We start from the raw sequence: 24410 nt of genomic DNA, 5'->3' as shown, positions 1-24410 counted from the left end.
ATACAGCTCCAGATCGAAGTCGATGATCATCCGGGAAAGGAGCTTTTTCGTCCAGTATCCTTTGCCGCCATGACGCCTCGCTGCTTAGATCCATGCTGATGCCGCCTTGTGCCCATGATTGCTTCGGGTTCTGAACCTGCACCTCATCGCCCCTTCTTATGACCTGTACCTTTAGCTGATTGGTCACTCCATCCCAGACAAGCGTCCCACGGGCATATTTCACATTTTGATCGCCAGATCCATATGCACCGGCTGCTCCATTGATCGGTGCACCATTCATCATCGCAAGGCTGAGCTGTGCAGATTCATAGAAGAAGCCACCGTTGATGCCTGTTAACGCAGACTTGGTTACGTTATCATGGATCGCCTGTATAGAGATATATTGTGGCTTTGTCTTTAGAACATGAAGCTCCATCCCATTCGATGCATGGTAGCTATGATAGCTGTAAAGCCCAGCATCAGCATTGTCCACACTATCCTTAACGTTCCATACGCCGCTTAAGATGATAATCGTAACCAGTACAGTAAAAAGGATCGATCCCATCAGCGTTATTCGTCTACGCGTCCATCCTGAAGCTAGAGGTGTTTCATCAGTGCCCGCTTTCTCATTTGCATTCGTGCGTGACATGGAACTGGCTCAGCTCCTTCCTACCCAACAACTACAGTTTTTTAAGCATATGAATATCTTTCGGCTCCTTTGAGAAGAGCTCCTCATCAACCTGACTCGTCAATGCTCCCCCATGGCTTTGATAGAAGGATACCGCAGATTCTGTCTCCGTAGAAGAAATATACAACCACTTCGCTCCCAGCGCTCTTGCTTCCTCCTCCAAGAGCTCGATGATCCTCGAACCTATGCCTTGTCTCCTGTAGGACCTTGACACATACATCAGATCCAACTGCAGCTGATCCTGTTCTTCCCCTCTCCACTGGTGAGCAAGCACACCGAACCCTGCTAACCGCTCGCCATCAAAAGCTCCATATGCTGTACCACCCTGCGATAGCTCATATTCAAAACGAGTCTTAATCTCTTGAAAAGTTGTCTCGTCCCAGGATTGGCACTCATGATTCTGAGGAATTGCAGTCATCTTTCCGTTCTCAATCTCATAGATGAATGGAATATATTCAGAACGGTCAATATCCTTAATCTTTTGGCTCTCCTCAGCCGTCATTATTCGATAGTGCAACATATATATCATCCTTTTCATTTATCTATTTCAGCGCATCGATCTATCATTCACGATGGACATCGTGAGCGCTAAAGGTGTTGATAGTTATAATCGTTTTGAAAATAATCCGCTTCCCATATTGAATAAAATTGCGAGGAACATGCTCTAAAGGCTAGTCCTCCTTCGTAAGCATCGGCCACCGAGTTAGCCATCCTTTCGATTGTACGCGATGATTGTAATATACCTCGTCTGAAAACAAAGGACTCTTGCGAACCTTCATCTCCATCATGTCGGCAAAGCCCCACGGGCATACCCATTCCAGTGCATCGTCAGCATTCAGTCTGACGCCTACAGCCGTTGCTGTCTCTGGCCATTTGCTTAGCGCATCCTCCACGGACGAATATGGCAGGATCTGATTTCGAATATGCATGCGAGCCTGATTTTTCACCGACCATTTCCAAAAAGGATCCCGCTCCTCGAGCTTTGCTTCATAAGCAAGATCGACAGCTTCATCGAGTTGATCAGAATCGTAATATACGACATCTGTATCGTTAATGGGCGCAAGCTCGTTACGATCATGCAGCTGATTCCAGATATAATTGCGGACAAAACCTGCAGCGATATAGCCTTGAGGCAGATGTAACGCTCGAACATGCTTGAGCGCCTCCATCATCGCTGCATTCGCTCGCACAAATGCTTCTGCTTGACGTTGATACATGTCTTCTTGACGCATCAAGTTCCTCTTTTCCGTAAACAAATTTTTCGTGAGATTCCTTTATTATACATGAAATATTGCATGATTTGGCAGTGTGTGCCTTTTTTCTCGAATTCAACATATCAAAATCATTAAAATTGCTTATTGACAGTTTATCGAAAAATAAATTATGATGATCTAGCAAACATAAGATCCAATAAGAATCACTCACATGATTAAAGGGGAGTAGCTGTTCAATAAAGTCGTCATTACGAGATCAACCATCTCCGGCTTTATTGGCAACTGACGTTGTTAGCGAGACCTTTACCATTGACAGGGTAAAGGTGTATTGATACAGAAGACCTTTACCACAATAGGTAAAGGTCTTTTTTTGTGGATTCATTTGCTATCGGATCATTACGATCCACAAGGCAATCGCCAGAATTCCACATGAACTGCCCACACCCTGTGCATGCAAAGACAGCATCATTGGAAAGATATTGATGGCAAAGGAGATGAGTCGGTCACAGGATACCCTTATCGCACATCACATTTTAGAAACATAGAGCGACTATATAGGAGGAAATCATATGGATATTGGACTTTTATTAGAATATGGCTGGGTACTTATCGTTCTCGTCGTGCTTGAAGGACTGCTCGCCGCGGATAATGCGCTCGTACTTGCCATCATGGTTAAGCATCTGCCTGATGACACAAGAAAGAAAGCCTTGTTCTATGGCTTGGCTGGAGCGTTCGTGTTCCGACTCGCATCCTTGTTTATCATCTCATTCCTTGTTGACGTGTGGCAGGTGCAAGCGATTGGTGCTCTCTACCTGCTCTATATCTCCGCGAACCACATTATTCGTAAGCTTGTTGTGAAAAAAGCTGAGGATGAGCATGCGGATAAGGAAAACAAACCGAAGAAGGAATCCGGATTCTGGGCTACCGTATTTAAGGTTGAGCTCGCTGACATCGCCTTTGCAATTGATTCGATTCTTGCTGCAGTAGCCTTGGCCGTTGCCCTTCCACCAAGCGGTTTGCCTGCTATTGGCGGCATGGACGGCGGACAGTTCATCGTTATCTTCCTGGGCGGATTTATCGGATTGATCATTATGCGTTTCGCTGCAAACTTCTTCGTGAAGCTGCTTCATTCTCGTCCAGGTCTTGAGATCGCTGCATTCTGTATCGTTGGTGGGGTCGGGGTCAAACTAGCGGTTCATACGCTCGCGCACCCATCCATTCACATTCTGTCTCATGACTTTGCAGAAAGTGCGGCATGGAAGATTACGTTCTACGTTGTGCTTGTACTCATTGCTGTATGCGGCTGGTTTTTATCCAGCAAAAAGGAAGACGAGAATCAAGTATCTGCTTCCTAACTCATAAACACATAGCAAAGGCTCTATTCCATCTTAGGAGTAGAGCCTTTTTATATCACTAACATATGCAGTTACACCTCATATCGTTCATGCAGAACATTCCAATGATGGCGCTCATGTCCTGCAATAATATGAGCCAAGGCGAGCGCTGATATCGGCTGCTGATACAAGCTGCCACAGCGGCTCCATGCTGCTTCTGACAAGTTCTTTATCAGAAGCAGCGTCGAGGTTCGGGTCGTTTCATATTGAGCAATCAGGTCTGAAATCTCCCAATTCTCATATTGAGCATTGCGGCCGTACAACTGCTCATCAAAAGGTGGCAGTGCGCTCTGATCCCCTCTTGCCGCACATAACAGTCGATAGCTCATAATCTGCTCTGTATCGATAATGTGTCCGATGACCTCTTTAATCGTCCATTTCTCTGGAGCATAGCGATAATACCATTCTGTTTCCGTTAGGGCTCTTAACGCCTCAGCCGTTTCCTTTTTCTGCTGAGTCAGCATGTCCACAATATTCCCTTCGGGAACGAGTTGAATATATGTACCAAAGTAAGACGGATATTGGTCTTCTGTTAGCTTCATTAGCATGTTCATTCTCCCCTTTCTTTTCAACGATCCCATAGCTCCATGCCAAGAATCAAGTCAATCGGTTCAAATCCTGCCATCCGATCTTTATCTGGTTCAAGCAAGGGAACATAGCTTCCAACCATGATGAGGTTCTGCAGCATTATAGGGTTACTCGCTTCTAAAGCAAAGGTTGCCGTATAAGGAAACACATACGCGAGGGTGGCTGCTATCGACTGAATCCGATAATCCTTCTCCGGTATTCCAATTGCATTCATGATCAAAGCCCCGCGACCCGTAAGCTTCTCCTTGACCATCAGGAAAAACTCCACCGTTGTCAAATGATGCGGCGTTCCGGCAGCAGTAAAAGCATCCAGCAGCACAAAGTCAAATGAACATGGCTCCTGCTGCTCCAGTATGATTCGTCCATCGCCAACATGAACCGAATGTGGCGATTCATAGAAATATTGACGGCTTAACGCCACGACATGGGGATGAATGTCCGCTGCAATCATTTCCTTTTGGGCAAAGCGCCTTACAAGCGTCCCGGTCCCATACCCGATCAAAAATGCTTTTTTAAAATCCGGTGCATGGTGTTCCATAAACGCTGACATGGCCCGAGGATACTCAAGAACCATCCGTTCAGGCTCACGAAGGTCAATCACGCCTTGAACAGCCTGCTCATGAAAAGACATGACCCGAAAGCGTCCTACTTCACCATACAGCTCGTTTGTTTCATAGACGGTGATGGTCTCTTTTTCACTTTGTTGCTGTGCAATGATGTACAAATCCTTAAACTCCTTTACTTCAACTGTGCACGGAGCCAACCTTCCACCAATGCGACCTGCTTTTCCTCTAAACGATTTCCATTTAGGATCAGATCTGCGTATTTCTTCGAGAGAAGAACATGTGCCTGTTCACGGTGCTTGGCCGCATTCACATAATAATCTGCGATCTCCTCTATCGTCAGTCCGCGTTCCTTCATATTGCGCTTAATCCGGCGATACATGCGCTCGTCTGAATCAAGATCGATAAAGACGGACAAATGAAGAAGATCCCGAATGGCTTCCACTTGCAGCGTAAAAATGCCTTCAACCAAAATGACATCAAGCGGCTCCTCACGCTTCAGCAGCCCATCGAGATGCGAGAGAATCGAAGCTTGATTAAGGCAATCGGGATGATTAAAGTCATCCATCTCTTCCCCTGTAATTGGAGATATCATCTTCGGTAAGGGCCATTTGAAAAATTGATCTGTGCGCACTACTGCAATTTTCAGGTCCTGTAATGCCTTGGCTAATTGGTCGCAGTACGTCGACTTTCCGCTGCCAGAGCCGCCAGTAATGCCAATCAGGATTGGTTGCATACAAACACCTCTTCTTTATAGAATGAAATGCCAGAATGAATTGCTCGCTTTCTGTTGACTTCAAAGGTGATCAGGTCAATTTTTTCGTAAAAAACAGGTTCAAATCATCATCTACCAATACGTGCGTTCCAGGCTTCACTTCCTGATTCTTATAAACGAGTCCATGGCCATCCAGAATATAGCCTCTACGGCAATACAAGCGCTGAGCTTGCCCATAGTCACGGAACAATCCCACTCCAATCCCTATAATTCCACGCTCATTGCGAACAATCGATTCGAATTCTTCAAGAAATTGATTGCCAATACCGTGACGCTGATAGGAAGGGAAAACGTTTAAATCATTAATCTCAGGGATGTCCTGCTCTTGGAAAGGCAGATAGTCCGAATCATACTTCAAATGGCAGCAGCCCGCTACTTCACCATCAGCCAACGCTAGAAGTGAGACTCGCTTTCCGTTCAGATTCTCTTCCATACAGCGATCATAATACTCATCTGGACGATGAATCTGTTCACGCTCAAAAGCAAGCTTCCACTTCTGCTTCGTCTCCTCATCGCGAATGACTGCAAATGTAATGTTCATCGTGATTCCTCCTTGACCATTACGTTCATGGCTATCAAAGATATGTAAGCATTTTCTTGTAAAGTGTATCACAGGTTGGAAGGGGCGCATATATGGAATGTGCTATCCCATATGATTATAGTTGATCTATCCTGCTCAAGCTTCAAAATAGAGGTTGCGATGGTTGCCGCAGCCCGGATTAAAGGAAGCTTTGCAGCCTGGACACGTATATTGGCAATCCAAATACTCCTGAATAGTCCATTCATGATGGCATGCGCCGCAAAGAATGGCTGTCGTGTTCCATTCGCGCATCGGCCACACTTCAGCCTCATGATCCGCATGCTCCTGATGACATTGGTAGCAGGGATAATAGGTGTTGCAGCATTTGAACTTGATCGCGATAATATCGAGCGGCTGATGATAATGCTTGCAGCGTGTGCTTGAATCCAGCGCGCTGATAACCTTACATTTACCTCGTTCCATAAGATGTTCTGCCTTTCTGCTAGCTTTCGTTCTGTTGGATAATATGTGCTCTTGCACTCATTGCATGATGATATTCATAACTTTACATTAGACCCTATAGTGATGAGCCAGTCGTCTGCTGTTGGATATCCTTTATGGCCTTATAAACAAAAGGCGTGACACATTCAGGTGACAACGCACCGACATCGATCCATTCCGCTCCTAGTGAATCTTCACCATCCCCATTGACTTTCAGACTCATGGGCGAATGGAGCAAGTTGACCGTGTAAAGAATCCCAAGGTGATGCAGATCCTCCTCTTCTCCAGAAGCAAGTGTAATTTCCATCTGGTAGGATTCCACGGAATAGAGGGAATAGGAGATTCCAACAATGCCTGTCTCCTCCTCCCATTCCCTGCACAGTGTTTCCTCCGGGGTTTCACCATGTTCGATCGTGCCTCCAGGAAGGTCCCACTTTCCTGTATGAGGTCCTCTTGCCTTTTTGATCAATAATATCTTGCCTTGCTCTACACAAATGCCATATACACCAAGATGTCGATATTGATTCATCGAACTCCCCTTCACGTAAGATGGATGCTTTTCTATCAGGTTCCATTAAATATAGCAGATGATGGGATTCTCGTTCTATACACACTCGCGCATGTTGTCGATATGGCGTGTTGAAAGTATCCATTCGTGGTAAACTAAGGATAGATACATAAAGGAGATGAAGGCAGTGAAGCAAGAACTCATTGATAGACTTACGACTTATGTGAAGGTGGATACCCAATCCAATGACGAAAGTGAAACTTGTCCATCTACCCCAGGACAGCTTGAGCTTGGAAAGCTGCTCGTTGAAGAGCTCCAATCCATTGGCATGGAAGAAGTCACAATGGATGACAACGGCTATGTGATGGCTACGCTGCCTGCCAATTCGGAAAAAGAAGTGCCAACCATTGGCTTTTTAGCCCACTTGGATACGGCCCTTGATATGACAGGCAAAAATGTAAATCCTCAGCTCATTGAACAATACGATGGCGAGGATATCGTCCTCAATCCAGCGAAGCATGTCACTCTTTCACCAAGAGAGTTCCCTGAGCTTAAGCAGTATAAGGGACATACGCTCATGACGACAGATGGAACGACGCTCCTAGGAGCCGACGATAAAGCTGGCATCGCAGAGATTATGACCGCCATGAATTATTTGATTCAGCATCCAGAGATCAAGCATGGCCGGATTCGAGTCGCCTTCACGCCGGATGAGGAGATCGGACGCGGCCCTCACAAGTTCGATGTCAAAGCCTTCGATGCGGCATATGCCTATACGATGGATGGCGGTCCACTCGGTGAGCTTCAATATGAAAGCTTTAATGCAGCGGCTGCCAAAGTTACGATTTGCGGAGCAAGCGTGCATCCTGGTACGGCTAAAGGAAAGATGATCAACTCCATGAAGGTTGCGATGGATATTCATCGCCATTTGCCAGCGCTGGAAGCGCCTGAGCACACAGAAGGCTATGAGGGCTTCTACCACCTGACTTCCTTCCACGGTGACGTCGAATCCTCCACGCTCAGCTATATTATTCGCGACTTTAAAAAGGAAAGCTTCGAAGAGAAGAAGGCCTATCTGGAACGCATTGTGAATCAGTTCCAGCAGCAATACGGTGAGAAGAACATTACCCTTGACATGCACGATCAGTATTACAATATGAGAGATAAGATCGAACCTGTCATGGAAATCGTGAATATTGCGCACAAGGCGATGGAAGCATTGGATATTAAGCCTGTCATCCAGCCTGTACGCGGTGGTACAGACGGTTCACAGTTGTCCTACATGGGACTTCCGACGCCTAACATCTTCACTGGCGGTGAGAATTACCACGGCAAATTCGAATACGTATCCGTGGATAATATGGAAAAGGCGACAAAAGTGATCATTGAGATCGCAAAGCGATTCGAGCAAGAATCCTAGGCTATACAGCAATGCTATAATGCTAAAGCAAAAACCCCCTATATTCGTTCAAATGAACGTTATAGGGGGTTTCTTCGTCTTACAGTTGGTCTTCTTCGATCCAGACCGTCTTCTCTGCAAAAGGAATTCTAGTACCAGGCTTTGGCGTCATGTCCGGATATCCGATATAAATAAAGCCCAATACCTCGTCTTGTTCGCGAAGTTTAAAGAGCTCCTTCATCTTCGGATGATAAGTTGGCAATCCTGTGCGCCATACAGCTCCAAGCCCCAAGGAATGTGCAGCGAGCAGCATGTTTTGAATGGCTGCATTCACAGCTCCGATCTCTTCAATATGGACCGCCTTCGGATCATCTGATGGAATCGCTGCTGCTGCAATCACAACTGGAGCTCGGAATGGGAGCAGCTTCTGACGCTCCAGCGTCTCCTGATTCTCAGGCGTGGATGGGTCTTCCATCTTCACGGCAGCAATATCAGCCAATGTGCGGCCAAGAGGTCTGCGACCTTCACCTGTCAGCACGAAGAACTTCCATGGCTCTGTCTTATGGTGATTCGGAGCCCATGTTGCCGCCTCTAGCAGCTGTTCAATCTTTTCACGTTCAACGGGTGTGTCTTGAACCTTGCCAATGCTTCTTCTTGTATGGATAGCCTCTAATAATTGCAATTTAAGCACCTCAATTTTTAATGATAAACATTCTCATCAATGAGTGTACCATAATTACTGAATAATGGAAACTGACGTTGTTTAAGCTGTTTCATCCACGCACGAGCCATTAGCCGTGCAGGTTATGGATCGTTCGTCGTGCAAGCGAAAGCTTGTACAGCTCTGCCAGATCATAGCGCTGAATGCTCTCAAAGCGTCTTTCCGTCTCGGTGATGCTTACACGATCTACTTTAACAGCATATTGCAACAGTTTGCAGGCATTGTAATCGTTGCCCGTATACACGTCGACATAATAGAAGTCGAGCGCAGGATCATTCGGTATATCCGGATCTTTCGTCTAATGGTATAGATGTTCGAATCGTTCCTTCAGTTTAAGACAGCTTTAATATTTGGTTGCTTCCTTCTGCAAGAATGGCAGACGTAGCATTGCTTCCAGCCACGAAGCCTTTTCTGGTTCCATAGATGGATAATTATTCGTATACGACACATCATCCAAATGAATAATTTAGACATCATCTTGTTCCTTTTATTCTGCACGAAATCCTTCTTCATTCTTGTAGCAAATGGACTCAAAGCGCTTCATTATGCATCATTCAAACGGTTATACTTACATGTCACAATCAATTAAGATTGGTGATTTTTTATGATCTAACGCGAATCTGGCATCAAATCCGAAAAAAAACACGGTTTCATCGACAAATAAAACTGGTTATCTATAATTTATTCTCCTTTTTTTATGATGAAATAACGCTTCTAGTCATGAGATCTCTCCCCTTTCTTATGAAAGCGTTGTTATTTTATGCTATAACCTTATTATTAGATATTGCATTCGTAATACAGCAACAAAGTAAACAAGTTCATGGATGATATTAGCTTTTATATGTCCGGTTACATCACTAGTCGTTATCGTCTTTTTCTCATAATTAGATTTTATTTCATTGCCCTCATCGGATAGACAATTTTATTCTCTTTTTGGACTATCCTACCCAATTGCGTTATGGTAGACAGGCTTTTCTCGATATCTATGATAATATAGGCTTAACAAATGAAGGGGCCAGATTTATGTTACGTAAATTCAAGATTCAACATCGATTAATTAGCACTTTCCTGGTCGTTTCGGTTCTTCCTATCATCTTTCTTGGATATTACGCCTATCAAATCTATTCGGAATCGATCAGCGACAAGCTCAGCAAATCCACCTATCAGGCTGTCACCTTAGTCAATAGAAGCTTGCTTGCCGAGCTCCAGAATTATCAATATCTGTGTGGATCAATCTCGACAAATGAATTTGTTCAAGCGAACCTGTCTAAAGAAGTCACGCAGCAAGAAGTCGATGAGAATGCCAAGGAAGCCGCAATGGATAACATATTCAGAACGATCTTTCCTTCCCACGTCGTTAACGTAAGCATCGTGGATTCGAACCATCATCTATTTTATGAACTGGGATTCGAGACCATCAGCAGTCAAGCCTTGGAGAAAGCCATACAAGATGTCGATAAGAATGCCCCGTACGATGGCCTTACTTATATTAAAACTGTAAGGTCGTACGACACCATCGTTTTGGGTAGAAAAATACATGCCTTGAATGACAGCTCAGTCCAGATCGGATATGCCTTTGTATTCATCAGTAACGAACTGTTCACGAAAAACATTCTATCTAGCATCGATTTAGGAACGGGCTCGAAACTCATGATTATGGGTCGTGATGGAAGCGTTTTATCTGCCAATGACAAAGAGATCGCATTAGGAGAATCGTATGCTGGGCCCGAACTTTTCAAATTAATCAAGGAACAACAAGCACAGGGTAGCCACTCATTTTCTGCACAGATCAATCATGAATATCAACAAATTTCTTATATCTATAATAAGCAAGTCGGCTGGTATCTCGTATCAATGATGCCTTATTCGTACATTAATTCCGAGACGAACAGAATCACTACCAGCATAACGTTGATCAGCCTGATCATCGTCCTTTTCTGCATTGTCATCATCTATTTCATGTATAACAGCATCGTAAAACCGATCAAAAAAATCATCACATTTAGCAATCAGATTTCAAATGGCATATTCTCGAATCGTATTCAAGACCATCATGAGGATGAAATGGGCGTGCTTTCACGCAAAATCAATAGCATGGTGGATGAAATTGAGAAGCTGATGCACAATCAGAAACTGGATCAAAAGCGCAAGCGTGAGCTCGAGCTCCAGATGCTTCAATCTCAAATTAATCCACACTTTCTATTCAATACCTTGAATACACTGAGATGGCTGGCCATTATCAATCAAGTTCCGGTGCTAAGCAACGGCATCAGCTCCTTATCTGAATTACTTCACAGTACGATCTTGGATCAGGATGAGGAAATTACAATTGAACAGGAAATTCATAATCTAACCCATTATTTTGAGATACAGAAGATTCGCTATGCTGATAGCTTTCATTTTGAATATGAAATCGATGAAGATCTTCTCAACTGCCGCCTTCCTAAATTGATCTTGCAGCCTGTGGCCGAGAATGCGATCATTCATGGTTTATCCGATCATGGAAAGTTCATTGAGATAAAAATTAAAGTACAGCAAATCGAAAACCGGATTCATATTGAAATCATCGACAATGGCAAAGGATTTGATACAAGCCTTGTTCATGCCCCGCACAATAATAAAAAATTGTCAGGCATCGGGATTATGAACGTGAATGAACGCATTAAGCTCTACTATGGAGAAGAATATGGTTTATTTATTTCGAGTGCGATCGGTCAAGGTACCCGTTGTAAAATAATCATTCCTAAACATGAGTAAAGAGTTACAAGGGGGTCTTCACAATGTATAATGTGCTGCTAGTAGACGATGAACCAATTGTAAAAATCGCCCTTCGAACGATGATCCATTGGGATGAGCTTGGGTTTCCAATCTGCGGAACGGCTTCTGATGGGAAAGAAGCTTTGAATTTGATGAAAAAATTAAAACCAGATATCATAATTACAGATCTCAAAATGCCGAATATGGATGGCCTGCAATTCATGCGAGAGCTTAACGCGCAAAACTATAAAGGAAAGGTTATTGTGGCAAGTAACTTCGGGGATTATGAGCTTGTTCGCGAAGCGATGCTGCTTGGCGCTGTTGATTATATTCTTAAAATTAGTATCCAAACGGAGGGCCTTATCACACAGCTTCGGCAGACAGCCACTCTTCTCCAGGAAGAGCAGCATACTTTACAAGAACAGGAAGAGAAGGACCGATTTTTGAGAAACAATCTAAAAAGCGTCAAGAATTCCATTTTAAAAGATTACTTTACAGATACAAATTACGATATTCATCATTTCCTGCAAAATCAACAAATCGCACTGAATCTGTGGACAACTCCCTGTTATCTATTCTATATCACATTTGATTTGGACGCTTCCGATGAACACAGGGTGAAAGGAAATATTTCGGCATCGTTTATCGAAAATACGATCCTAAATCTCATTGAGACGGTCAACGATATGGAAGTATTTCAAGTAGACGCCAACAGCATTATTGCGTTGATTCCAGTCCATCAGCTGAAAGAGCATCATATGGAACCGATCGATTTTATGAGCAAAATTTGCAAATTAATAGAAATGTATATTTCGTTAGAACCTATTATCGTATTTACGAAAGAATTTGTTGGCTATGATGAAGCAAGGCGGAAATATTGGGTCTGTATGGACGCCATGCAAATTAATTTCTATCATCATCATGCTGTGATTGATGTGAGTGAAGTCGAATTTGCATTAAATATGGGACAAACAAACTATGTGGATTACTCGACATCCGTACTTCAGCAGTGGCAAAAGGATGGCAAGGATTCGATCAAAAGTAGGCTGGGATCACTAGCCCAACAATGTAAGCGCAAACAAATTCACCCAGATACCGTCAAAGAATTCATAATGAAGTGCCTTGATTATATTCCATTAAGTGAAAGCAAGATTCAAGTCCATGATGCAGAGCGATATAAAAATCATAGTAAAAACATTGCGAAATGCAAAACAATGGATGAACTATTGTCCGAGACATGGCAAGCCTTCGAATGTTTAAATATATTTCCGGAAGTCTCCACTCTACCAATATTAAAGAAAGAAGTACAAGATGTTATTCAATATATCGAATCGCATTACCAAGATAAAATTACACTTGAAATGATCGCGGATCATGTTAACTTCAGCGAGAATTATTTGTGCCGTGTGTTTAAGGAACAAGTAGGGACAAGCCTGATTACCTATATCAACCAAGTTAGAATGAATAAAGCTGCAGACTTAATCATGAAGGGCAGCATGTATATGAAGGAGGTTGCCTCGTTGGTCGGCATAAGCGATCAATTCTACTTCAATCGATTATTTAAAAAACAATTCGGCATCTCTCCTTCTGAATATAAGCCTAGACAATTAGCATCTAAAAGAAATAGCTAAAAATAAAAGCGTCCCATGCGTCACTATGACGACGCGTGGGACACTTCGACTGCGATCTCCGCTTGAATGATTCCAAATGCCTTCTCGACGTTTTCCATCCACTCATCCGTCGTCATCTTCCCCGTCATGATTGGGGTCATCGCCTTCTTGAACAGCTCTGCCTTTATATCGATCTCCGAACCCTTCGGAATAGATATCCAATCTTGGAGAATTATCGTTGCTCCGTCATATGCACTGAACATTTCATATACACCCGGCGATAAGTAAGGCTTTGAATGCTCTTTTGCATCCTTGAGCGCATATACACCATTCGATTTCTCTGCAAACAATTTAACGGATGCATCGGTGTAAAGAAATTTCAGAAATTCCTTGGCTAGCTCTGGATTTTTGGCCCTTGCTGGAATCGAAAATTGTTCGTAGCTTGTAAGAATATAACGTTGATCGCCTTTTTTGAATACAGGAACAGGTATCATGCCGAACTCGAAGCCCGGTTCTCTAGGCGAGTTTTTCATTTCATTTTCCATCCAGGTTGCATTGACAATAAATACAGCTTTCCCAAGCATCATATCAGTTTGTGATTGCGTATGATTCAGGGCAAACGTCCCATCCATTAAAAAGCCTTTCGTACCAAGCTTAGCGAATGTATCAAGAACTTTCTTAACCGCTTTCGTTCTGAAAGAGCCGGGTTCATACGCAAAAATTCGTTTAAGGTGGTCAATACCAGCCGTATTCGCAATGGAAGGATACATGATTTCCTCTAAGTAATTCGGATAAATGCCTTGGTAGGTAAACAAGGCTCTCTTCTTCTTCTTTCCCTGCTCATCGACAAGGAAATTCTCTTCCTTCTTTAATTCCTCATCCAATGCGAAGAATTCATCCCATGTTTCGGGCAGCTTCCACCCTTTTTCTCGAAATAAATTTTTATTGTAAATCAACCCCATCGGACCCGCATTAAATGGTGCCAAATAGATTTTTCCGTCTTGGTACGGTGAAAATCTCGTACTCTCAAGCATGCCCGGAAGAACCATATCCTTCAGCAACTGATCCTTGTCTAATGCCTTGCTCTCAAAAACATCCGTAATATCTAACAAGGCTTTTTCCTTCACTAAGGCGTCAATTATCCCACTCTGCTCTGTATCCATAATTGCTAAAAAGTCCGGTGGGTTACCTGCCACCAGCTGAGGCCTGATGACATCAGTAATTCTGGGGCTGATTGTCAAATTGACTTTCACGCCCGGATACGCTTGTTCAAACATCGTGATGACTTCTTCCCAGTATTCAGGTCCATATGCACCTTGAAATACGGCAATACTTAATTCCTTGTCATTAAAAATAAAACCCTCTTCGGTAGATATTGAACTATCTTGAATGGAAACGGCATTATTACTCCATCCCATGAGGCACCCTATAAGAATAACGACTAAGAATAAACCTGCCATTTTCCGCATTGCGTCCACTCCTAAGCACTTTTCCAATGCCTCGAATATTTCTACTATACGTAATTGTTCTATAAGCGTACATAAATAAAATGAAATAATCTATGTACAATCTTAGCTTATATCCACTTTTATCACATAACTTTTTGAATAATCCTTACATGACATTTTTTAAAATGACATCCTTGGTTGAACTTTTAGATAATTTTTGCATCTCTATGGACGATTCTATCGACATCAGCAAAGCTAATTGTAATCAGCAATTTGAATGCGTAATCTAGTCAACAAGCAGTCATCTACAATTAAACGAAATGTGGAGGGTTCATATGAAAAGAATAGTTGGCCTTGTACTAACGGCATCATTGACACTCGGTCTTGCAGGTTGTGGCGGCAGTAATGAAAGTAATTTGAACACAGCTCCTGGTGAATCAGGTGGTAAGAGCGGCGATACTCGTACAATAAAATTCGCTGCATTGGAAACCGCTTACGGAGCAGACGTATGGAAACAGGTTGCTGCGTCCTTTGAGAAGCTTAATCCTGACGTAAAGGTTGATTTAACCATTGATAAAAGGATCGAAGATGTTATTGGACCTAGTATGAAATCCGGTGAATTCCCAGATATTGTTCATCTAGCGGTCGGCCAGCCTAAGGGTCTTACCGAAACCTTTATCAAGGATAATAACCTTACTGATCTTACGGATGTGCTCTCCATGACAATCCCTGGTGAAAGCGTTACCGTAAAAGAAAAGCTCATTCCAGGCTTCACAGACACCACCATTACGAATCCTTATGGAGACGGTAAAACGTATCTGATGCCAACGTTCTATAGTCCTTGCGGTCTATTCTTTAACGCAGACCTGTTTACACAGAAAGGCTGGGAAGTTCCAAAGACATGGGACGAGATGTGGGCTTTAGGCGATAAAGCGAAAGCTGAAGGAATCGCGTTATTCTCTTACCCAACCACAGGTTATTTCGATGCCTTCTTCTACGCGCTGTTGAATGAGGTAGGAGGTCCTGAATTTTTCACCAAAGTGATGAACTACACGGAAGGAATCTGGCAAACGCCAGAAGCGAATCAAGCACTCGACCTCGTAGTTAAGCTGGCTTCTTACACGGATAAAACGGTTCCTGCGAATGGAAATAAAGATAATTTCACGAAAAACCAACAACTGATTTTGGACAACAAAGCGCTCTTTATGCCTAACGGCACGTGGGTCGTAGGTGAAATGAGCAAAGCGCCTCGCGCAGAGGGCTTTAAATGGGGCTTCACTGCACTCCCATCTATCACTGAAGGAGGAGACCGGTATTCCTACACCTTCTTTGAGCAAATGTGGGTTCCTGCCAAAGCGCAAAACGCGGATCTAGCGAAGCAATTTATCGCTTATTTATATTCGGACGAAGCAGCTTCTATCTTCGCTAAAGCAGGTGCAGTGCAGCCAATCAAAGAGATGTCTAGCAAGCTGGACGGCGACAACAAGCTTTTCTATAGCATTTATGATCAAGGCGCTAAAGCGGCGATGGGCGCCTTCGCAACCACAGATCCTGTTGAAGGCGTTAGCATCTCTGATGCGGTGTTCGGTACAGTTGATTCTCTCGTTACGGGCGCCAAAACCAAGGAGCAATGGGTGGAAGCCATAACGAAAGCAAGCGACGCCTTACGCCCTGCTCTGAAAAAATAATAGCATGGCTTGACATGGGTTTGGGCAAGCACGTAATGTAGGGCAGCCTCGCTGCCCTACATTACGTTACCATAGGAAGGAGTTAAGGCTATGAAACACAACAAAGGAAGAGGACGCTTCATATTCTTTTGCCTTTCACCGGCGATCACCCTTTTTGTTATCTTTCTAATTATCCCGACAATCGACGTGTTCCGGATGTCGCTATATAAATGGGGTGGTTACACAGATGACAAAACCTTTGTAGGAATGCAAAATTTCTCGAAGCTTTTTCAAAGTGAAAAATTCTATCAAGCGATGCAAAACAGCATCCTGCTGATCGTCATCGTATCTATCATTACTTTTGCATTTGCGCTTCTATTTGCATCCATGCTTACGCGAGAGAAGCTCAAGGGACAGAACTTTTACAGAGTTGTATTTTATATCCCGAATATTCTATCCGTTGTCGTTATTAGTGCTATTTTTTCAGCGATTTATGATCCGAACAACGGACTGTTAAATGCATTCCTGAATTTATTTCAAGGTGCTGAATCAGAACCCGTTCTTTGGCTAGGTGATCAAAAAATTGTCATATTCAGTCTCGCTGGTGCAATGATTTGGCAGGCCATAGGCTATTATATGGTGATGTATATGGCAAGCATGGCCAATATCCCAGAAAGCTTATATGAATCTGCTAACCTTGAGGGCGCAAGCCGCACACAGCAATTTTTCAACATTACGATTCCCTTAATCTGGACGAACATTCGCACGACGCTTACCTTCTTTATCATTAGCACCATTAATATGAGCTTTTTGTTCGTTACAGCGATGACAGGTGGTGGTCCGGATGGTGCTACCGAGGTAATCCTGAACTATATGTACAAGGAAGCTTATACGAATTCATCGTATGGTTACGGTATGGCGATTGGTGTCGTTGTATTCCTGTTCTCATTTGCACTAGCAGCAATTCTGAACGCGGTTACCAAACGAGAACACTTGGAATTTTAAAGGAGGGGACAATATGAGGAAAGATAACCACACGCTGAAAACAGGCAGCAATTCATTTTATAAGGCCTTTATCTACTTCCTGTTGACAACGCTTGCAATCATCATCATCGTCCCGTTAACTTGGGCGTTTACTGCATCTGTAAAACAAGATGTTGAATTTTACGGCAGTCCATGGGCGCTGCCCAAAGGACTTCACCTGCAGAACTTTGTTGATGCGTGGCAAAAGGCAAGCATGGGCAGCTATATGCTCAACTCGGTTATCGTAACCGTTTTAGCACTTGGGTTACTCCTAATTATTGCTTTGCCAGCAGCCTATGTTCTCTCAAGATATACTTTTAAAGGAAATGCCTTTTGGAACACGTTGTTCATGGCTGGATTGTTCATCAATGTGAACTATATTGTCGTCCCGATCTTTCTCATGCTCAACAATGGTGACAAAACGATTCGCAGCATCATCGGACACCCGTTCTTCCTAAATAATTTGTTCATTCTAGCACTTGTCTATGCTGCGATGGCGCTACCATTCACCGTATATCTGCTGTCAGGCTACTTCAAATCACTGCCGAAGGAATACGAAGAAGCAGCTTCTGTTGACGGTGCAGGATACTTCCGAACGATGGTTCAAGTCATTATGCCGATGGCTAAACCAAGTATTGTGACTGTTATTTTATTTAATTTCCTTTCGTTTTGGAACGAATATATCATCTCAATGACACTGCTCACGCAGCCTGGACTTCGTACCTTGCCTGTCGGCCTTATGAATCTAATGGCAGCACAAAAATCTGCTGTTCAATATGGTCAGATGTATGCCGGTCTTGTGCTTGTCATGCTGCCAACCCTGATCCTGTATATTCTAGTACAAAAGAAGCTGACCCAGGGGATGACCATGGGCGGACTGAAAGGTTGAGGTGCTATTATGAATGATTCCTTGAGAGAGACGTTGCGTAATATGCTGATGCTGATCGTCTTTATTGTCGCTACCGTTCTTGTCATTATTGGCCAAAAAAGCATCGGTGCTGCTGGTCTAGGGCTCATGCTGTTTGGGCTGGCGATGTTGATAGGACTTCTATGGTTCTATAATCGTAAATACAAATAACAAACAAGGAGAGATTGTCATGAATAATAAATATGGGCGTGTCACCATTCCAACAGATTTAGATGTCATTGCACAAACCCAAGAAATCATGAAGCGCTGGGGTGCAGATGCTGTCCGCGACTGTGATGGCACTGATTTTCCAACTGAGCTGAGCAACACAGGCAATAAAGTCTACTCTACTTACTATACAACTCGTAAAGCCAATGCATGGGCTATAGCAAATCCAGATGAGATTCAGCAGATGTATCTGATGACGCCATTTTATACGGCAGAAGATGCTAACTTAGCGATTCCGCTAATGAAGGGCCTCTATCCAGATATGCTGAAGGTGAACAGTAATGATGACATCAAGCGTTGGTGGGAAGTTATCGATCGTGCGACAGGGGAAGTCGTCTCCACGGAAGCCTGGAGCTATGATGAGTTAACAGGCTGTGTGACCATTGAAGCGGTTCCGTTCCATGATTACACCGTTAGCTTTTTGGCTTATATTATGTGGGATCCTGTACATATGTATAATGCCGTAACCAATAGCTGGGAAGGGGTTGAGCATCAGATTACCTTTGATGTTCGTCAACCAAAAACTCGTGAATTCACGATGCAGCGTCTGCGTCAATTTATTGAAGAGCATGCTTACGTTGATGTCATTCGATTTACGACCTTCTTCCATCAATTCACGCTCGTCTTCGATGAGCTTGCACGTGAGAAATATGTAGATTGGTATGGCTATTCCGCTTCGGTCAGTCCTTATATTCTTGAGCAGTTTGAACAGGAAGTCGGCTATCCGTTCCGGCCTGAATATATCATCGATCAAGGCTACTTCAATAACAACTATCGTATTCCAACGAAGGAATTCCGTGATTTCCAAGCCTATCAACGCCGGGAGGTTGCAATCCTCGCGAAGGAATTAGTTGATATTACACATGAATATGGGAAGGAAGCGATGATGTTCCTCGGTGACCACTGGATCGGCACAGAGCCATTCATGGAGGAGTTCCCTACCATTGGCCTAGATGCCGTAGTTGGAAGTGTCGGCAATGGTTCAACGCTGCGACTAATTAGTGACATCCCTGGAGTGAACTATACCGAAGGACGTTTTCTACCTTACTTCTTCCCTGATACTTTCTATGAAGGCGGAGATCCGGTAAAAGAAGCCAAGGTCAACTGGGTAACAGCAAGACGGGCAATTTTGCGCAAGCCGATTGACCGAATCGGCTATGGCGGCTACTTGAAGCTGGCGCTTGATTTCCCAGATTTCATTGATTATGTGGAGAGCGTCTGCGACGAGTTTCGCACGCTGTATGACAACGTTCAAGGCACAACGCCTTATTGCGTGAAAACGGTAGCCGTTCTTAATTGCTGGGGTAAAATGCGGGCGTGGGGCAATCATATGGTTCATCATGCGCTCTACTATAAACCAAATTACAGCTATGCTGGCATTATCGAGACGCTATCCGGTGCGCCATTTGATGTCAAGTTTATCAGTTTCGACGATATTAAGCAGGATGCCTCCATCCTTGATGGAATCGATGTCATCTTAAATGTTGGGGATGGTGACACGGCATATACAGGTGGCAGCTGGTGGCTGGATACGGACATCGTTACAGCCGTGAAGAAGTTCGTACATCGTGGCGGCGGCTTCATCGGGGTCGGAGAGCCTGCTGCGCATCAAGCGAACGGACGCTACTTACAACTGACGAACATCCTAGGCGTTGAACTGGAGCGAGGCTTCACACTTGGCTATGATAAGTATAACTGGGAGGAGCACGACCACTTCATCACAGCGGATTGCAAGCTCGATAAAGCAGGCAAGCGTGTCATCGACTTCGGTGAGGGCAAGAAGAACGTATTCGCGCTTGAGGGCACGTCTGTACTTCGTCACATCGACAAGGACGTACAGCTTGCCGTCAACGAATTCGGCAAGGGACGCGGCGTCTACATCAGCGGCTTGCCGTACAGCTTTGAGAATAGTCGCTTGCTCTATCGGGCTATTCTCTGGAGCACTCATAGTGAAGATGAACTGCATCACTGGTTCAGTGACAACTACCATGTAGAAGTTCATGCCTACGTCAAGAACGGCAAATACTGCGTCGTCAATAACACGTACGAGCCGCAGGAAACCGTCATCTATCGCGGTGACGGCACCAGTTTTTCGCTTACGCTAGAGGCTAACGAGATTAAGTGGTATGAGATATAAATGAATCAAACTCTTTATGCTAGATTTGTCTAGTGTAAGGAGTTTTTTTCATGTTTGATTATACCTCCTCGTAAGACTACGTTGTTTTAGTTGAATTGAGAATTCCAAAGAATATTGTGAAAACGTGGCCGATTAGAACCTAGAACGACTAAATAAAATATATCCATTTTCCTAATTCAGACACATATTTCCTTTCTAGAAAGATAAAGTAAGTATGATCGCGCATTTCTCTCAAACCTCAGGAGTAAGCGTAGATGAACTCCATTCCTGGTACAAAAGTTCACAGAGAGTTGAAATTTCGACAATGACGGATGATAAAGAAATTAAAACTTATCATGAAATGAAAAATGCTACTTCCACTTCTACTCAAGGCAATATTCTTATCCCTATACGTGAAGCTATCTTATTGCTGGGTCAAACGATTGAATGGGATAGCAAGACCAAAACGATTACTGTAACAGGAAAGTTGGACTATAATTATTAGTTTATTATGAGGTGAACAAAATACTATATCTACATACTTTTTTTATATTTGTACAGTTACCTCACTCGGTTTCAGGTATTAGAAAGTGTTCAACACCAGATAAATGAAGTCACTTTGAAAGACTTGATTATTAAAGGAAATCTAATAAAAAATTCAGAAACATATCGCACACTTAGGTTATTTAAGTATACGATATAAATTATTTTTCTTATTTAACTAGCTGCGCAGGATAATTTTACGATATAATTGAATTTTTACACTTTTTCATAATTTTTCCCTATTGCAATATGTATAGTATTTAGGAAAGGAGGAAGAAGGGTGAAGCTCTGGTGGGGTGCAAATGTTTTTTGGTTAGTCATTTTTTCTTTTCTTGCTATTATTATCGGAACAAGACAAGTAGATGGAGCTGGAATTGCACAAACTCCTGAAGTAAGAATTATTTCATATATTATTTTAGGTGTTGTGTTTATGTTTATACTTATTGTGCAACTAATTTGGTTATATTTTGTTCGTAAAAGAATAAGGCTGTCATAGACACCTGTTTACCCTAATGAAAACAGAGTTAATACCCAATCGTTTATGAATAAATGAACTTAAACTATCGGGGCGTTAGGTTAAGAAGTACATAACAAAAATAACTTCCGTTATATGGAAGTTATTTTTGTACACTTATCATCACCATTAATATTTTGATAGCCTAAAATTAAGATAAGCGATCAATTAGTTATGCACCGTAGATCTTCGCCCAACCTTAATTTACAACCCACTACGTTCATATGGCTTACACTTTGAAACCCTGTCAGTGAGTCGGGTAGGGAAAGAAGTATTCTATTAGAGTGTCGGGAAATGAAGCAAGTTGCCTGTCATATTCATCCTCCGCTCATTCAATGTGCGATTACGGGCGTTTATTCAGAAGTTCTTTGTACTTCTGAATAAACGCCTTCGGGTGGTCTCTCACCATATAAGAGTACACCCCATACTTTGTATGGAGATACAAGAGCCCTTCTTCGCCGCCGAGCGGCTTATAAGACATATCAAACACCTCTTTAATTTCAAATTCGTGCTGTTCCGTCTTGATTCTGTCGGGAAACATGATGATTTCACAATGATGGGTGATGCATTTCTGCTCAAAATCAATCATGGCCCGTTCAATCCTTATATAGGACTGCACGATTATGGCTTTCACGTTATTGGCTCCCCCTTTTCGCTTCACATAATATTCCGGAGTAGTTGTGCTTCTGACAGATGAAGCAACTCCTCTGTACTCTGCTGAAGCTTACTGCACCCTTCCTGCGAAAGGTTTACAAATCCCAATCCTTCCATTTCTCGCTGCAGGAAGCTTGGCAAATTCGACTTATAGTCTTCGAAAGAAACACCATTGGAGGTTTCGAAATACAGCCACAGTGCCTCTGCATACAATTGATAAGATATGTTCTGCCAGTCCTTGTACTGCATATAGCGAGCTGCTTTCCGCTCAATGAGCTGATTCTGCAGATCCGATAGTCCAAAAGGGAATTCCGTTCCTTGTGATATCAGATAAGCTCGAAGCGCTTTCACTGTAGATACGGGCTTATGCCAAACATCATGTTGAGTGGGGCATGTGAAAAATAACATCAGGATGCTGTCCAGATCAATCGTCTCTCGAAGCAGCGGAATCAGCTCTCCTGTAGCTAAGGAGCCTTTTGCGAGCCACATATAAAGATATGCGGCCTCCGCCCAAGCACCGAAGCAGGCAATCGCCGCCGACTCTCCGTTTCCTGCCTTCCAGCTAGCCATGCCGTCAGCCAATCTCTGATGAGCAATTCGTGTGACTTCCTCCAGCATTCGTTGTCTTCCACCCTCAGATCCGACATAATCACGGCAAAAGGACTGAAGCTCACAAAGAGTGTGGTCCTCATCCTGTAGAATATAGCATTCATTCCAGAATCGATGCGCCCATGGCTGCCTTGCAATCGCCTCTTTTGTGGGGAGTTCCTCAAGCAAACACTCTTCTAATTGAATATATTCACCTTTGTAAATGAAATTCTGGTCATGGCCTGTCCGCTTAGTACCATAGAGGGTAAGATCGACATCACTATAAAGGTCAGCATCCCCTCTTGCAACAGAACCTCCGATACAGGCGTAACTAGAAGGTTCTTGGCAATCCTTGATCCATGCCGCTGCCGTACGAATCAGATTCTCACTCCGTGAATTCAATGGCTGCACCTCTCTCCTTACTTGATGTACCCATAATCGGAAGTTACCTTTTATTTCTCAGCTTCTCGATCTCTATATTTTATCAAAACACAATCGCCTGAATCAAAATCATGAGTGTACAAAAAAGCTCTCCTATTCTAGCATGGGGCCAATCCCAGCACAAATAGAAGAGCTCTAACTACAATTTTACTGCCTTATAGGGATTCCCATGCATTCGTCATGACCACTGGCTTAATAACCCCGTCTGCAATATCCATCCGATCGATGCACAGCATGCGATTACCAGGCTCCATGTCTCCGATATAGCGCCGGTGATATACAATGAGCCACTCGTCAGTATCAGGAATATGCAAATAGCCATGGTGGCCAGGACCTTCTGCAATCGGTTCCTGTCTCTCAAGAATCACACCTTTATCCTCAAATGGCCCTGCTGGATGATGACTCACGCCGTAAGCGACTCGATACGAGCCATCCACCCAATTTCCAAGCGACCACATGAGATAATACTGTCCTTCTTTCTTCAGCATGCAAGGTCCTTCTACATAGCCTTTAGGCGTAATCGAACGGAATATCTCCCCGTCCTCCCAAGGGATAAACCCTGTCATTTCATCGTTCATCTTCGCCACATTGCATTGGCCCCAGCCGCCATAATACAAATAAATGGCGCCGTCATCATCCTTGAACAAATGCGCATCGATAGGCTGTGCACGTTGAATAAAACGATCAACTAAAGGGCGATCCAGATAGCTTCGAAACGGACCTGCCGGATGATCCGATACCGCTATCTCAAGGCCGCCTATCTCGTCGTCTGATTGAATATCGTTTGAGGCAAAGATCAAGTAATACTTGTTCTTATGCTCAATGATTGTCGGTGCCCATACAGCCCTCCAAATCCAAGGAAAGTCGGCCATCTCAATGATTCCCTCATGCTTCTCCCAGTGAATCAGATCTGTGGAACTGAAGGCATCGATATTCATCTGCTTCGTATATTCGGTAAATGAGCGAGTGGCATAGATCCAATACTTGCCTTCATATCTTCTTGCTTCAGGATCTGCATACCAACCGGGAACAATCGGATTCGTTATCCCTCTCATCTCTACATC

General features: G+C 43.5%; 26 protein-coding genes and 1 pseudogene. 12 read left to right on the top strand and 15 right to left on the bottom strand.

All coding sequences use genetic code 11. The annotated features are described in order from the left end of the window. The 3 genes from I2H74_RS22595 to I2H74_RS22585 all read right to left on the bottom strand — a co-directional run. On the bottom strand, nucleotides 1-628 hold a 628-nt coding region (locus tag I2H74_RS22595; RefSeq protein ID WP_195576509.1), incomplete at its 3' end, for a hypothetical protein. 31 nt (nucleotides 629-659) lie between these two features. Then, nucleotides 660-1187, bottom strand: a complete 528-nt coding sequence (locus I2H74_RS22590; protein WP_195576508.1) for a GNAT family N-acetyltransferase — start codon at nucleotides 1185-1187, stop codon at nucleotides 660-662. A gap of 151 nt (nucleotides 1188-1338) precedes the next feature. Then, nucleotides 1339-1899 carry a nucleotidyltransferase family protein gene (locus I2H74_RS22585; RefSeq protein WP_229506130.1) on the bottom strand — a complete coding sequence of 187 codons (561 nt, stop codon included), beginning with the start codon at nucleotides 1897-1899 and terminating at the stop codon, nucleotides 1339-1341. 551 nt (nucleotides 1900-2450) lie between these two features. On the opposite strand from I2H74_RS22585, the gene I2H74_RS22580 reads away from it, so the two are divergent. Then, complete coding sequence (locus I2H74_RS22580; protein WP_195576506.1) at nucleotides 2451-3236, top strand: TerC family protein; 786 nt, start codon at nucleotides 2451-2453, stop codon at nucleotides 3234-3236. 71 nt (nucleotides 3237-3307) lie between these two features. Here the strand turns inward: I2H74_RS22580 and I2H74_RS22575 are convergent, their stop codons facing one another. The 6 genes from I2H74_RS22575 to I2H74_RS22550 all read right to left on the bottom strand — a co-directional run bounded on the left by I2H74_RS22575 (nucleotide 3308) and on the right by I2H74_RS22550 (nucleotide 6751). Beyond that, nucleotides 3308-3823 carry a DinB family protein gene (locus tag I2H74_RS22575; RefSeq protein ID WP_195576505.1) on the bottom strand — a complete coding sequence of 172 codons (516 nt, stop codon included), beginning with the start codon at nucleotides 3821-3823 and terminating at the stop codon, nucleotides 3308-3310. A 20-nt stretch (nucleotides 3824-3843) separates the two neighbouring features. After that, a complete protein-coding gene (locus I2H74_RS22570; protein ID WP_195576504.1) occupies nucleotides 3844-4587 on the bottom strand; it encodes a spermidine synthase in 744 nt (247 codons plus the stop codon). Nucleotides 4588-4601: 14 nt separating this feature from the next. Beyond that, on the bottom strand, nucleotides 4602-5162 hold the full coding sequence (locus I2H74_RS22565; protein ID WP_195576503.1) for a uridine kinase family protein: 561 nt from the start codon (nucleotides 5160-5162) through the stop codon (nucleotides 4602-4604). A gap of 70 nt (nucleotides 5163-5232) precedes the next feature. Then, a complete protein-coding gene (locus I2H74_RS22560; RefSeq protein WP_195576502.1) occupies nucleotides 5233-5742 on the bottom strand; it encodes a GNAT family N-acetyltransferase in 510 nt (169 codons plus the stop codon). A gap of 135 nt (nucleotides 5743-5877) precedes the next feature. Then, entirely contained in the window at nucleotides 5878-6204 is a 327-nt protein-coding gene (locus I2H74_RS22555; RefSeq protein ID WP_195576501.1) for a CHY zinc finger protein, read from the bottom strand. 94 nt (nucleotides 6205-6298) lie between these two features. After that, nucleotides 6299-6751 carry an NUDIX hydrolase gene (locus I2H74_RS22550; protein WP_195576500.1) on the bottom strand — a complete coding sequence of 151 codons (453 nt, stop codon included), beginning with the start codon at nucleotides 6749-6751 and terminating at the stop codon, nucleotides 6299-6301. A 166-nt stretch (nucleotides 6752-6917) separates the two neighbouring features. Here I2H74_RS22550 and pepT point away from each other — a divergent pair, with 166 nt between their 5' ends. Beyond that, nucleotides 6918-8150, top strand: coding sequence for a peptidase T (gene pepT / locus I2H74_RS22545; protein WP_195576499.1), 1233 nt, complete (start codon nucleotides 6918-6920; stop codon nucleotides 8148-8150). A gap of 79 nt (nucleotides 8151-8229) precedes the next feature. On the opposite strand, the gene I2H74_RS22540 is transcribed toward pepT, so the two are convergent. Continuing rightward, nucleotides 8230-8811, bottom strand: a complete 582-nt coding sequence (locus tag I2H74_RS22540) for a nitroreductase family protein (RefSeq protein WP_195576539.1) — start codon at nucleotides 8809-8811, stop codon at nucleotides 8230-8232. A gap of 109 nt (nucleotides 8812-8920) precedes the next feature. Continuing rightward, complete coding sequence (locus I2H74_RS22535; protein WP_195576498.1) at nucleotides 8921-9094, bottom strand: hypothetical protein; 174 nt, start codon at nucleotides 9092-9094, stop codon at nucleotides 8921-8923. Between the two features lie 779 nt (nucleotides 9095-9873). Between I2H74_RS22535 and I2H74_RS22530 the strand changes: the two genes are divergently transcribed. Both I2H74_RS22530 and I2H74_RS22525 read left to right on the top strand, forming a co-directional pair. Then, nucleotides 9874-11607, top strand: coding sequence for a sensor histidine kinase (locus tag I2H74_RS22530; protein WP_195576497.1), 1734 nt, complete (start codon nucleotides 9874-9876; stop codon nucleotides 11605-11607). Nucleotides 11608-11630: 23 nt separating this feature from the next. Then, nucleotides 11631-13238, top strand: a complete 1608-nt coding sequence (locus tag I2H74_RS22525; protein WP_195576496.1) for a response regulator — start codon at nucleotides 11631-11633, stop codon at nucleotides 13236-13238. 23 nt (nucleotides 13239-13261) lie between these two features. On the opposite strand, the gene I2H74_RS22520 is transcribed toward I2H74_RS22525, so the two are convergent. Then, the gene (locus I2H74_RS22520) at nucleotides 13262-14686 is read right to left on the bottom strand and encodes a carbohydrate ABC transporter substrate-binding protein (RefSeq protein ID WP_195576495.1); all 1425 of its coding nucleotides are present in this window, start codon (nucleotides 14684-14686) and stop codon (nucleotides 13262-13264) included. A gap of 314 nt (nucleotides 14687-15000) precedes the next feature. On the opposite strand from I2H74_RS22520, the gene I2H74_RS22515 reads away from it, so the two are divergent. The 8 genes and pseudogenes from I2H74_RS22515 to I2H74_RS24880 all read left to right on the top strand — a co-directional run bounded on the left by I2H74_RS22515 (nucleotide 15001) and on the right by I2H74_RS24880 (nucleotide 21645). Continuing rightward, nucleotides 15001-16353 (top strand): carbohydrate ABC transporter substrate-binding protein, encoded by a 1353-nt coding sequence (locus I2H74_RS22515; protein ID WP_195576494.1) that lies wholly within the window; start codon nucleotides 15001-15003, stop codon nucleotides 16351-16353. A gap of 90 nt (nucleotides 16354-16443) precedes the next feature. Then, nucleotides 16444-17337 carry a carbohydrate ABC transporter permease gene (locus I2H74_RS22510; RefSeq protein WP_195576493.1) on the top strand — a complete coding sequence of 298 codons (894 nt, stop codon included), beginning with the start codon at nucleotides 16444-16446 and terminating at the stop codon, nucleotides 17335-17337. A 13-nt stretch (nucleotides 17338-17350) separates the two neighbouring features. Continuing rightward, the gene (locus I2H74_RS22505) at nucleotides 17351-18244 is read left to right on the top strand and encodes a carbohydrate ABC transporter permease (RefSeq protein WP_195576492.1); all 894 of its coding nucleotides are present in this window, start codon (nucleotides 17351-17353) and stop codon (nucleotides 18242-18244) included. A gap of 9 nt (nucleotides 18245-18253) precedes the next feature. Then, nucleotides 18254-18433 (top strand): DUF6903 family protein, encoded by a 180-nt coding sequence (locus tag I2H74_RS22500; protein ID WP_195576491.1) that lies wholly within the window; start codon nucleotides 18254-18256, stop codon nucleotides 18431-18433. A gap of 19 nt (nucleotides 18434-18452) precedes the next feature. Continuing rightward, on the top strand, nucleotides 18453-20627 hold the full coding sequence (gnpA, locus tag I2H74_RS22495) for a 1,3-beta-galactosyl-N-acetylhexosamine phosphorylase (RefSeq protein WP_195576490.1): 2175 nt from the start codon (nucleotides 18453-18455) through the stop codon (nucleotides 20625-20627). Between the two features lie 304 nt (nucleotides 20628-20931). Next, the gene (locus tag I2H74_RS22490; RefSeq protein WP_229506129.1) at nucleotides 20932-21111 is read left to right on the top strand and encodes a stalk domain-containing protein; all 180 of its coding nucleotides are present in this window, start codon (nucleotides 20932-20934) and stop codon (nucleotides 21109-21111) included. Nucleotides 21112-21156: 45 nt separating this feature from the next. Then, nucleotides 21157-21309: pseudogene (locus tag I2H74_RS22485) on the top strand (IS1595 family transposase); the annotation flags it as partial. 120 nt (nucleotides 21310-21429) lie between these two features. Next, nucleotides 21430-21645, top strand: coding sequence for a DUF3923 family protein (locus tag I2H74_RS24880; RefSeq protein WP_324254138.1), 216 nt, complete (start codon nucleotides 21430-21432; stop codon nucleotides 21643-21645). 361 nt (nucleotides 21646-22006) lie between these two features. Here I2H74_RS24880 and I2H74_RS22475 read toward each other — a convergent pair whose 3' ends face one another. From I2H74_RS22475 to I2H74_RS22465, 3 genes are all read right to left on the bottom strand, one after another. Continuing rightward, nucleotides 22007-22297 carry a hypothetical protein gene (locus tag I2H74_RS22475; protein WP_229506128.1) on the bottom strand — a complete coding sequence of 97 codons (291 nt, stop codon included), beginning with the start codon at nucleotides 22295-22297 and terminating at the stop codon, nucleotides 22007-22009. Between the two features lie 23 nt (nucleotides 22298-22320). Then, nucleotides 22321-23307, bottom strand: a complete 987-nt coding sequence (locus tag I2H74_RS22470) for a nucleotidyltransferase domain-containing protein (RefSeq protein WP_195576488.1) — start codon at nucleotides 23305-23307, stop codon at nucleotides 22321-22323. Between the two features lie 194 nt (nucleotides 23308-23501). Then, nucleotides 23502-24401: a glycoside hydrolase family 43 protein gene (locus tag I2H74_RS22465; RefSeq protein ID WP_195576487.1), complete on the bottom strand. Its 900-nt coding sequence runs from the start codon at nucleotides 24399-24401 to the stop codon at nucleotides 23502-23504. Nucleotides 24402-24410: the final 9 nt, after the last annotated feature.

Origin of the sequence: Paenibacillus sp. 1001270B_150601_E10, from assembly GCF_015558675.1 — a bacterium.
GTDB lineage: Bacteria > Bacillota > Bacilli > Paenibacillales > Paenibacillaceae > Paenibacillus_B.
This window is presented reverse-complemented; position numbering and strand designations above follow the sequence as displayed.

Excerpts from the sequence above, each read along its gene's own strand:
- I2H74_RS22590 (WP_195576508.1), bottom strand. The coding sequence starts at position 1,187 with ATGTTGCACTATCGAATAATGACGGCTGAGGAGAGCCAAAAGATTAAG.
- I2H74_RS22585 (WP_229506130.1), bottom strand. The coding sequence starts at position 1,899 with ATGCGTCAAGAAGACATGTATCAACGTCAAGCAGAAGCATTTGTGCGA.
- I2H74_RS22580 (WP_195576506.1), top strand. The coding sequence starts at position 2,451 with ATGGATATTGGACTTTTATTAGAATATGGCTGGGTACTTATCGTTCTC.
- I2H74_RS22575 (WP_195576505.1), bottom strand. The coding sequence starts at position 3,823 with ATGCTAATGAAGCTAACAGAAGACCAATATCCGTCTTACTTTGGTACA.
- I2H74_RS22565 (WP_195576503.1), bottom strand. The coding sequence starts at position 5,162 with ATGCAACCAATCCTGATTGGCATTACTGGCGGCTCTGGCAGCGGAAAG.
- I2H74_RS22560 (WP_195576502.1), bottom strand. The coding sequence starts at position 5,742 with ATGAACATTACATTTGCAGTCATTCGCGATGAGGAGACGAAGCAGAAG.
- I2H74_RS22555 (WP_195576501.1), bottom strand. The coding sequence starts at position 6,204 with ATGGAACGAGGTAAATGTAAGGTTATCAGCGCGCTGGATTCAAGCACA.
- I2H74_RS22550 (WP_195576500.1), bottom strand. The coding sequence starts at position 6,751 with ATGAATCAATATCGACATCTTGGTGTATATGGCATTTGTGTAGAGCAA.
- I2H74_RS22530 (WP_195576497.1), top strand. The coding sequence starts at position 9,874 with ATGTTACGTAAATTCAAGATTCAACATCGATTAATTAGCACTTTCCTG.
- I2H74_RS22525 (WP_195576496.1), top strand. The coding sequence starts at position 11,631 with ATGTATAATGTGCTGCTAGTAGACGATGAACCAATTGTAAAAATCGCC.
- I2H74_RS22520 (WP_195576495.1), bottom strand. The coding sequence starts at position 14,686 with ATGCGGAAAATGGCAGGTTTATTCTTAGTCGTTATTCTTATAGGGTGC.
- I2H74_RS22515 (WP_195576494.1), top strand. The coding sequence starts at position 15,001 with ATGAAAAGAATAGTTGGCCTTGTACTAACGGCATCATTGACACTCGGT.
- I2H74_RS22510 (WP_195576493.1), top strand. The coding sequence starts at position 16,444 with ATGAAACACAACAAAGGAAGAGGACGCTTCATATTCTTTTGCCTTTCA.
- I2H74_RS22505 (WP_195576492.1), top strand. The coding sequence starts at position 17,351 with ATGAGGAAAGATAACCACACGCTGAAAACAGGCAGCAATTCATTTTAT.
- I2H74_RS22500 (WP_195576491.1), top strand. The coding sequence starts at position 18,254 with ATGAATGATTCCTTGAGAGAGACGTTGCGTAATATGCTGATGCTGATC.
- gnpA (WP_195576490.1), top strand. The coding sequence starts at position 18,453 with ATGAATAATAAATATGGGCGTGTCACCATTCCAACAGATTTAGATGTC.
- I2H74_RS22490 (WP_229506129.1), top strand. The coding sequence starts at position 20,932 with ATGACGGATGATAAAGAAATTAAAACTTATCATGAAATGAAAAATGCT.
- I2H74_RS22465 (WP_195576487.1), bottom strand. The coding sequence starts at position 24,401 with ATGAGAGGGATAACGAATCCGATTGTTCCCGGTTGGTATGCAGATCCT.